General features: G+C 56.4%; 7 protein-coding genes. 3 read left to right on the top strand and 4 right to left on the bottom strand.

The annotated features are described in order from the left end of the window. Window positions 1-111 precede the first annotated feature (111 nt). Window positions 112-1,269 (top strand): diguanylate cyclase, encoded by a 1,158-nt coding sequence (locus tag WFN87_RS17430; protein ID WP_336983451.1) that lies wholly within the window; start codon window positions 112-114, stop codon window positions 1,267-1,269. A 41-nt stretch (window positions 1,270-1,310) separates the two neighbouring features. Here the strand turns inward: WFN87_RS17430 and WFN87_RS17425 are convergent, their stop codons facing one another. After that, the gene (locus tag WFN87_RS17425; protein WP_008459614.1) at window positions 1,311-2,498 is read right to left on the bottom strand and encodes a NupC/NupG family nucleoside CNT transporter; all 1,188 of its coding nucleotides are present in this window, start codon (window positions 2,496-2,498) and stop codon (window positions 1,311-1,313) included. A gap of 345 nt (window positions 2,499-2,843) precedes the next feature. Here WFN87_RS17425 and WFN87_RS17420 point away from each other — a divergent pair, with 345 nt between their 5' ends. Beyond that, complete coding sequence (locus WFN87_RS17420) at window positions 2,844-4,100, top strand: Nramp family divalent metal transporter (RefSeq protein WP_336983453.1); 1,257 nt, start codon at window positions 2,844-2,846, stop codon at window positions 4,098-4,100. Window positions 4,101-4,148: 48 nt separating this feature from the next. On the opposite strand, the gene WFN87_RS17415 is transcribed toward WFN87_RS17420, so the two are convergent. After that, window positions 4,149-4,469 carry a DUF2502 domain-containing protein gene (locus WFN87_RS17415; RefSeq protein WP_008459618.1) on the bottom strand — a complete coding sequence of 107 codons (321 nt, stop codon included), beginning with the start codon at window positions 4,467-4,469 and terminating at the stop codon, window positions 4,149-4,151. A gap of 155 nt (window positions 4,470-4,624) precedes the next feature. Further along, on the bottom strand, window positions 4,625-5,614 hold the full coding sequence (gene mgrA / locus WFN87_RS17410; RefSeq protein ID WP_336819313.1) for an L-glyceraldehyde 3-phosphate reductase: 990 nt from the start codon (window positions 5,612-5,614) through the stop codon (window positions 4,625-4,627). A 169-nt stretch (window positions 5,615-5,783) separates the two neighbouring features. On the opposite strand from mgrA, the gene WFN87_RS17405 reads away from it, so the two are divergent. Beyond that, window positions 5,784-7,445, top strand: a complete 1,662-nt coding sequence (locus WFN87_RS17405) for an alpha-keto acid decarboxylase family protein (RefSeq protein ID WP_336983450.1) — start codon at window positions 5,784-5,786, stop codon at window positions 7,443-7,445. Here WFN87_RS17405 and WFN87_RS17400 read toward each other — a convergent pair whose 3' ends face one another. After that, window positions 7,446-8,678 carry an ion channel protein gene (locus WFN87_RS17400; RefSeq protein WP_166990767.1) on the bottom strand — a complete coding sequence of 411 codons (1,233 nt, stop codon included), beginning with the start codon at window positions 8,676-8,678 and terminating at the stop codon, window positions 7,446-7,448. Between the last annotated feature and the right edge of the window lie 115 nt (window positions 8,679-8,793).

Here is an 8,793-nt window from a genome sequence, read left to right as displayed (position 1 = left end):
GCACCACGCCTTCAGTAGCGGAGCAGGAAGGACAGCTGATAGAAATGGAAGCCACTGGAGCACCTCAAAAACACCATCATACACTAAATCAGTAAGTTGGCAGCATCACCCATGTCGCGCTCCGGGGCATTTATTGCGTCGCTCTCCCCCGATGTGAACAAACTGCTTATCGAAAGTGCTAACCCTCTGGCGATGCAGGGATCGTTTGTGCTTGGCTCTCCGCTGTTGAACCCGCGCCGCGATCCGTTCTGGACCCGGCAAAATATCGCAGATTCCGGCAAAACGCTGATTAATGGCTCTCTTCCGGTGGACTTTGACGATCGGTGGATTGGGCTGTTTGGTATCGCGGTCACCACCGAAACGCTTCGGCTGTTTCTCTCCAGCGCTTTGCCGGAGGACACGCAAAGCGCCTATCTGCTTTTTGATGAGCAGATGAACCCGCTGACTCGCCCCGTTGGCTCGCAGAATGGCTATCGCCTCAGCGAGAAGCAGCGACAGGCAATTCTTGAAAAGTTGGTCGATGAATCCCGGGGCACCTTACGTTTTGGCTATGCTTATGCCACTTTCGGCCATGTCACGGGGACGGGGGCAATCCTTGTCAGCGTCCAGACCATCCGGCAGGGGCTACACGAGGACTTTGGGCGTTTTAGCGTGCTGCTGGTAGTGATGTGGCTGACGGTGATTCTTATTCTGTTTGGTTCACACCGCATGATTTGCCGGCTGATTCGCAACATGGGCCATTTGCAGCAGGAAATGCACCGGCATGCGCTGCACGATGATCTGACCGGCGTTCTAAATCGCCGTGGCTTCTTTGAAACAACCGGGCGTATCAGCCCGCAGTATGTGGATTACTCTCTGATTCAGCTGGATCTCGATCATTTCAAAAAAGTGAATGACCGCTTCGGGCATCAGGTTGGCGACCGGGTGCTTATTCACGCCACGCGCTGCATCCAGCAGGCGATCCGCAGCCAGGACATTGTCGGGCGTATCGGCGGCGAAGAGTTTTGTGTCTACCTGCCTAATACCGATCTGCATGCGGCGATTGCCGTGGCGCAGCGGGTGCGCAAAATGCTGGTGAACACGCCGCTCAGGCTGGAGGACGAGTCTGAACTGCTGGTGACGGCCTCGCTGGGCGTGGCTTCCCATGAAGAAGCCCCAGACGGTGACCTGGAACACATCCAGAGTCAGGCGGATATTCGCCTGTATAGGGCGAAACAGCAGGGGAGAAACAGAGTGTGTTGGGGCGGCGAGGCTGAATCGCAGGCATAAAAAAAGCCGGTGACCAGCACCGGCTTTTTAATACGCAAAAATTAGATAACCAGCGCGGCGATAGATGCCGACAGGATACTCACCAGCGTAGAGCCGTAAACCAGCTTCAGGCCGAAGCGGGAAACCACGTTGCCTTGCTCTTCGTTCAGGCCTTTAATGGCCCCGGCGATAATACCGATAGAAGAGAAGTTAGCGAAGGAGACCAGGAACACGGACAGGATGCCTTCCGCGCGCGGCGACAGGCTGCCGGCAATCTTCTGCAGATCCATCATCGCAACGAATTCGTTAGACACCAGTTTAGTCGCCATGATACTGCCGACCTGCAGCGCTTCTGCGGACGGCACGCCCATCACCCAGGCAACCGGGTAGAAGATATAGCCCAGAATGCCCTGGAAGGAGATACCCAGCACGGCAGCGAACAGCGCGTTCAGGCCAGAAATCAGGGCGATGAAGCCGATCAGCATGGCGGCAACGATAATCGCCACTTTGAAACCTGCCAGAATGTACTCGCCGAGCATTTCGAAGAAGCTTTGACCTTCATGCAGGTTAGTCATCTGCAGATTTTCTTCTTTCTCATCCACGCGGTACGGGTTGATCAGCGATAACACGATAAAGGTACTGAACATGTTCAGTACCAGCGCGGCAACCACGTATTTTGGCTGCAGCATCGTCATGTACGCACCTACGATTGACATGGACACGGTAGACATAGCGGTCGCCGCCATGGTGTACATGCGGTTGCGCGACATCTTGCCGAGAATATCCTTATAGGCGATGAAGTTTTCTGACTGTCCCAGAATCAGCGAGCTTACGGCGTTAAAGGATTCCAGCTTACCCATACCGTTGACTTTAGAAAGCACGGTACCGATAGCGCGGATAACAATCGGCAGAATGCGAATATGCTGCAGAATACCGATCAGCGCAGAAATGAACACGATAGGGCACAGCACCTTCAGGAAGAAGAAAGCCAGGCCTTCATCGTTCATTTTGCCGAAGACAAAGTTTGTCCCTTCGTTAGCGAAACCGAGCAGTTTCTCGAACATTTCGGAGAAACCTTTTACGAAGCCCAGGCCGACGTCGGAGGTCAGGAAGAACCAGGCCAGTAACACTTCGATCACCAACAGCTGAATGACAAAGCGAATACGAATTTGCTTGCGGTTAGGGCTAACCAGCAAAGCCAGCAGCGCGACCACAGCAAGCGCTAAAACAAAGTGCAAAACGCGGGACATATTTGCTCCAAATATGAGGCAGGTTTAATTTCGTTGCACATTCTATGTAACAAGCAATAAGAAAACGAGATCAATTCCACACTATAGTGATGAGCTGTGACGGAACGCAAAAATAGTGATCCACCATACATTTCTGCTATGTTAAGTAAAGAAGCTAAAAGTTACGTTAAGATGGCTCATCGACAGTTTACACGTTGGCCAAATGTTAATCCGTTAACCGGCATCCAGATTCACTATCTCACGCCTCCTGCACATCGTTTTCAGCTATCAGAGAAATCAATTTCCCCGCACTAAATGAACTTGATAACCATTCTCATTTTGATAGCATAAAACATAGCAAAGGCTATATCTCAGAGGCAGAAGATGACAAGCAGTCGCATTGACAGCAATACCGGACGTACCGCGCGTAAGCTGCGGCTGGCGTTGATGGGGCCAGCGTTTATCGCCGCTATCGGCTACATCGACCCCGGTAACTTCGCGACCAATATCCAGGCCGGGGCGAGTTATGGCTATCAACTGCTGTGGGTGGTGGTGTGGGCAAACCTGATGGCGGCGCTGATTCAGGTACTCTCCGCCAAGCTGGGGATCGCTACCGGCAAGAACCTCGCCGAGCAAATCCGCGATCATTACCCGCGCCCGCTGGTGTGGATTTACTGGGTTCAGGCGGAAATTATTGCCATGGCGACGGACCTCGCGGAGTTTATCGGGGCGGCCATTGGCTTCAAGCTGATTCTGGGCGTCTCTTTGCTCCAGGGAGCGGTGCTGACAGGGATAGCCACTTTCCTGATTTTGATGCTGCAAAGCCGCGGGCAAAAGCCGCTGGAAAAAGTTATCGGCGGGCTGCTGCTGTTTGTGGCGGCTGCCTACATCGTTGAGCTTATTTTTTCCCAGCCGAAGGTAGCTGATCTGGGCAAAGGGATGCTGATTCCAAGTCTGCCGACGTCCGAGGCGGTCTACCTTGCTGCTGGCGTTCTGGGCGCGACAATCATGCCGCACGTGATTTACCTGCACTCTTCTCTGACTCAGCACCTGCATGCGGGCGACCGGGCAGAGCGCTATTCCGCCACTAAATGGGACGTGGCGATAGCGATGACGATTGCCGGCTTCGTCAACCTGGCGATGATGGCCACCGCCGCAGCGGCGTTTCACTTCACCGGGCATACCGGCGTTGCCGAGCTGGAAGATGCCTATAAAACGCTGGAACCGCTGTTGAGCCATGCCGCAGCCACGATTTTCGGGCTTAGCCTGGTGGCGGCCGGTTTGTCATCCACGGTGGTGGGCACGCTTGCCGGGCAGGTGGTGATGCAGGGGTTTGTCCGTTTTTATATTCCGCTGTGGGTTCGCCGGGCGATAACCATGGCGCCGTCCTTCGTGGTCATCATGATGGGGCTCGACCCAACGCGTATTCTGGTCATGAGCCAGGTGCTGTTGAGCTTCGGGATTGCGCTGGCGCTGGTGCCGCTGCTGGTGTTTACCAGCGACAAAAAGCTGATGGGTGATTTGGTTAACGTGCGCTGGGTTAAGCTGGTTGGCTGGGCGATAGTCGCGGTGGTGGTGGCGCTCAACCTGTGGTTAATTTTTAGTACGCTGTTTGGCAACTAATCTTGCCAAAGAAAGTGCGAAGGGCTGGATTATCCAGCCCTTTTTTATTTAATGACGGTGTCCGTGACCTCTGCCGCGATGGTCGTCGCGGTCGTTCCAGCCTTCGCGATAGCCGCGTTCATAGCTATTCCGTCCGCGGTCCCAGCCTCGATCCCAGCCACGGTGGCGATGCCAGCCGCGATCGCGCCATTCATAATTGCGGTGCCAATAATCACGGTCGCGCCATCTGCCGCCGTCCCAGTAATTACCGCGATAATCTTGATCGCCAATCTGTAATTTCACCGACGGCAGCAGGGTGATTTCACCCGCGTTTGCGACCATCGGCGCCGCGGCCAGTAAGGCAAGGGCAAGCATTAGTGACCTGAACATACTTTCTCTCCCTGGTTCTCAGAGCCGTGTTGCGGCTTGTTAACACAATCTTACAAACCGACAACCGGGCTGATGAATTACACAATTCCTAAATCATCGGCCATAGCACTTATTGCACAAGTCACTGGCGTGAACCCGGAGGGAAAGTTAAACGTTTACACTAAGATCGCCTCGATTTCTGCTCGTTCCTGTTCGCTGAAATGGCGCTGGCTTAGCATGCCCACGGCGTCCTCTATCTGGCTGGTTTTACTCGCGCCAATAAGCACCGAAGTCACTTTTTCATCGCGGAGTACCCAGGCCAGCGCCATCTGCGACAGCTTTTGCCCGCGTTTCTCCGCCAGCGCGTTGAGCTGCCGTACTTTTGCCAGCTTCTCTGCCGTAATCTGATCGGGGTTCAGGAAACGGCTGCCGCTGGCAGCGCGTGAATCCGCAGGGATGCCGCTCAGATAGCGGTCGGTTAGCTGGCCCCCGGCAAGCGGGGAAAAAGCGATGCTGCCTACGCCTTTTTCCTGCAGCAGATCCAGCAGGCCACCTTCAACCCAGCGCTCAAACAGGGAATAACGCGGCTGGTGGATCAGGCAAGGCGTACCGAGATCGTTCAGGATATCAATAGCTTTCTCCGCCCGATCGGCCGGGTAGTTTGAGATCCCGACATACAGCGCTTTGCCCTGGCGCACCACATGGTCGAGGGCGCGCATGGTCTCCTCCAGCGGCGTGTCAGGATCCGGGCGGTGGTGATAAAAGATATCGACATACTCCAGCCCCGTGCGCTTCAGACTCTGGTCGAGACTTGAAATCAGATATTTGCGTGAACCCCAGTCGCCATAAGGCCCGTCCCACATGGTGTAACCCGCTTTGGTGGAGATAATCAGCTCGTCGCGCCAGGCCTGAAAATCTTCCCGCAAAATGCGCCCAAAGTTGGCTTCAGCTGACCCAGGCGGTGGCCCGTAATTATTGGCAAGGTCAAAATGGGTAATGCCCAGATCGAAAGCCTTTCTCAGCAGCTGGCGGCTGGTTTCCAGCAGCGTTTCATCACCAAAATTATGCCAAAGGCCAAGGGAGATGGCGGGCAGTTTCAGGCCGCTGCGGCCGCAGCGACGGTACTCCATAGACGAATAGCGTTCAGGGTTGGGCTGCCAGGTCATTATTGTCATCCTTACAGGTAACAGAGAAATCAGTGTATACGTTTTCACAGCCCAGAATACGCCGTATTTCACTGTAAATTCCACGTGCCACCCCTTAAATCGGATATATTCTCGACACCGATCCCGGTTACTTAATACTCACAGCAAGCCCTCATAGAAGGAAAATCCTATGCGCTACTGTGTGGCAGACTATCTTGTTGACCGGCTTAACGAAGGCGGGATCGAGCACCTCTTCGGCGTCCCCGGTGACTACAACCTTGTTTTCCTGGATCACGTGATTGCGCATCCGAGGCTTGCCTGGGTGGGCTGCGCTAACGAGCTGAATGCGGCTTACGCCGCCGACGGGTATGCCCGCTGCAAAGGCGCGGCGGCGCTGCTGACCACGTTTGGCGTGGGCGAACTGAGCGCGCTGAATGGCGTAGCGGGCAGCTATGCCGAACATCTTCCTGTCATTCATATTGTTGGCGCGCCCAATAGCCGCGCCCAGCAGCGCGGTGAACTGCTTCATCACACATTAGGCGACGGGGATTTCCGCCATTTCCTGCGTATTGCCGAAGAAGTTTCCGTGGCACAGGCTTCGCTCACCCCCGCCAATGCCTGCAGCGAAATTGATCGCGTAATTCTTGAAGCGCTCAAGCAGCAGCGCCCCGGTTACCTGTTATTGCCGAGCGATGTGGCGGAGGCGCCAGCAACGCGGCCTTCAAAACGACTAATGGCTTCTGAAACGGTGGCTGAACCGGCAACGCTGGAAGCATTTCGTCATTGTGCGCAGGCAAAAATTGCCGAAAGCCGAAGCGTAGCGCTGCTGGCCGATTTTCTGGCCCTGCGTTATGGGCAGCAAAAAACGCTCCAGCAGTGGATGGCGAGCACGCCCATCCCTCACGCTTCACTGCTGATGGGGAAAGGGTTGTTCGATGAAAGCCAGCCTGGTTTTCTGGGCACCTACAGCGGGGCGGCCAGCCTGCCGCAGGTGAAGCAGGGGATTGAGAGCGCGGAGCTGGTTATCTGCGTGGGTGTGAAGTTTACCGATACCATCACCGCCGGTTTCAGCCAGAAGCTAAGTCAGCAGCAGACAATTGAGGTTCAGCCGGAGGCGGTGCGGGTAGGCGAGCGCTGGTTTAGCGGGATCCCGATGGCGCAGGCCATCGCCATTTTGCAGCCGCTGTGTGCTCAACAGGCTGCGTCCTGGCCGGAGGCCACGCAAAGGCCACCGCAGCTTCCCGTTTGCGACAGCGACCGGCTGGACCAGCACGCTTTCTGGCAAACCCTGCAGGACGCCTTACAGCCTGGCGATATCATTCTGGCCGACCAGGGCACGGCGGCCTTTGGTACCGCGGCCTTAACGCTGCCCGCAGGTGTGACCTTTATCGTCCAGCCGCTGTGGGGATCGATTGGTTTTACGCTGCCTGCGGCATTTGGCGCACAAACCGCATGGCCGAGCAGGCGTGTGCTTTTGCTGATAGGCGACGGCTCCGCCCAGCTGACTATTCAGGAACTGGGTAGCATGCAGCGTGACGGCCAGAAGCCGGTGGTCATGGTGCTGAATAACGATGGCTACACGGTTGAGCGCGCGATCCATGGCCCGGAACAGCGCTACAACGACATTGCCGCGTGGGACTGGACCCGCCTGCCGCAGGCAATGAACGTGGATAGCCTGGCCGAATGCTGGCGTGTCACGGAAACATCACAGCTTGCTGCCGTGCTGGAAAAGCTGGCCAGCCCGGAGAGGCTGGCGCTGGTGGAAGTGGTGCTGCCTAAGCAGGACATTCCCGAGCTGCTCAGAGCGGTCACCACCTCGCTGGGTAAACGCAACTCGGAAATGGAACATTAATTAGCGGTTTGGCCGCCCGGCCATCATCAACGGTTTACCCGCCAGCAGGAGCCAGGCGGGCAACATCACGATGCACAGCAAGGGCAAGAGTTTGACGTCCGGTACCACGGCCATCGCCATAAACAGGCTCAGCCAACCGTCGCGCGTGACCACCAGCACCATGCCAAGGACGGCGCAGGAGAGGGTAATCGCGGCAGGGACCGCCTCAACGTGCTGGTGCAGCATCATGCCTAACGCCACGCCCACAAACACCGCCGGGAAAATACGACCACCCCGGAAACCGCTGGCGGCAGCGATAATCAGCGCGGCCAGCTTCACCACGGCAAACAGCAGCAGCGATGACACGGAGAAATCGGCGATAGCCAACTGCTGCATCTCATCCAGGCCTTTAAACATTGTCACCTCACCGCCGATTACCCCCAGCAGGCCTAGCAAAAAACCGCCTGCACCGAGTATAAGCACCGGATGTTTGAGCTGGTGCATCAGGCGGTGCAGCCTTGGCAGACACCAGACGCCCACCATGCCCATCGCAATGGCGATAGCCGCGACAACCGCCCCGCTGAACAGGTCTTCAATGTGCATTTCGGGGTAGCTGGCAACCGGCAGTGCAAAGTGCGGCTGAAAGAAAATGCTGGTGGTCAGCGCCCCGGCGGATGCGGCCATCAATGGCGCGAACAGTCTGTCCCACAGCGGGACTTCATTATTTCCGCCCAGGGTTTGCGAAAAGATCAGCGCCGCGGCCACCGGCGTGCCGAATAAAGCGCCGACGGTGCCCGCCGCGGCGAGAATAGTCCAGTCAAGCGGGCTGACCTTCGGCAAAACGCGGGCGCCAAGCGCCACCGCGAGCGCAATATTCACCGCCATAATCGGGTGCTCCGGCCCCAGGCTCACGCCACCTGCAAGGCCAATCACCAGCGCCATCACCAGGCCCGGAATAGCCATCGTTGGCACGGGCGCCCCGATAAGCGGTTCGGTCGCGGGATCGGGCCCACCGTGGCCAGGCAAATAGCGGATAACCAGCCCAACCGCGACGCCGGTCAGGGTCAAAATAAGCAGTATCCAAAATGGGGACTGGGGATCGTACCCGCGCGCCGCTGGCAGCGTGGCCCACAGATATTCCTGCAGCGCAGCGGCAACCTTCATAACGACAATTAATACCAGGCTGGATAAGACGCCGATAATCAGAGCCGGAATGGAAAGTACCAGCATGGTTCTGGCTCGCGGATGGAGCATAGTCAATCCTTACAATAGGAAGTCGCACGGCGCAAAAACGGAAAGTCTTAAGCCGCATTGCAAATAGAGCTGAAACGGTAAAGCCAGAATGTGACCTGGTTCAACAATCGCGCCG

The sequence above is a fragment of the Cedecea sp. AS113 genome, from assembly GCF_037152415.1.
Classification (GTDB): Bacteria; Pseudomonadota; Gammaproteobacteria; order Enterobacterales; family Enterobacteriaceae; genus Cedecea.
The sequence above is the reverse complement of the archived record's forward strand: the minus strand, read 5'-3'. Positions and strand labels throughout refer to the sequence as shown.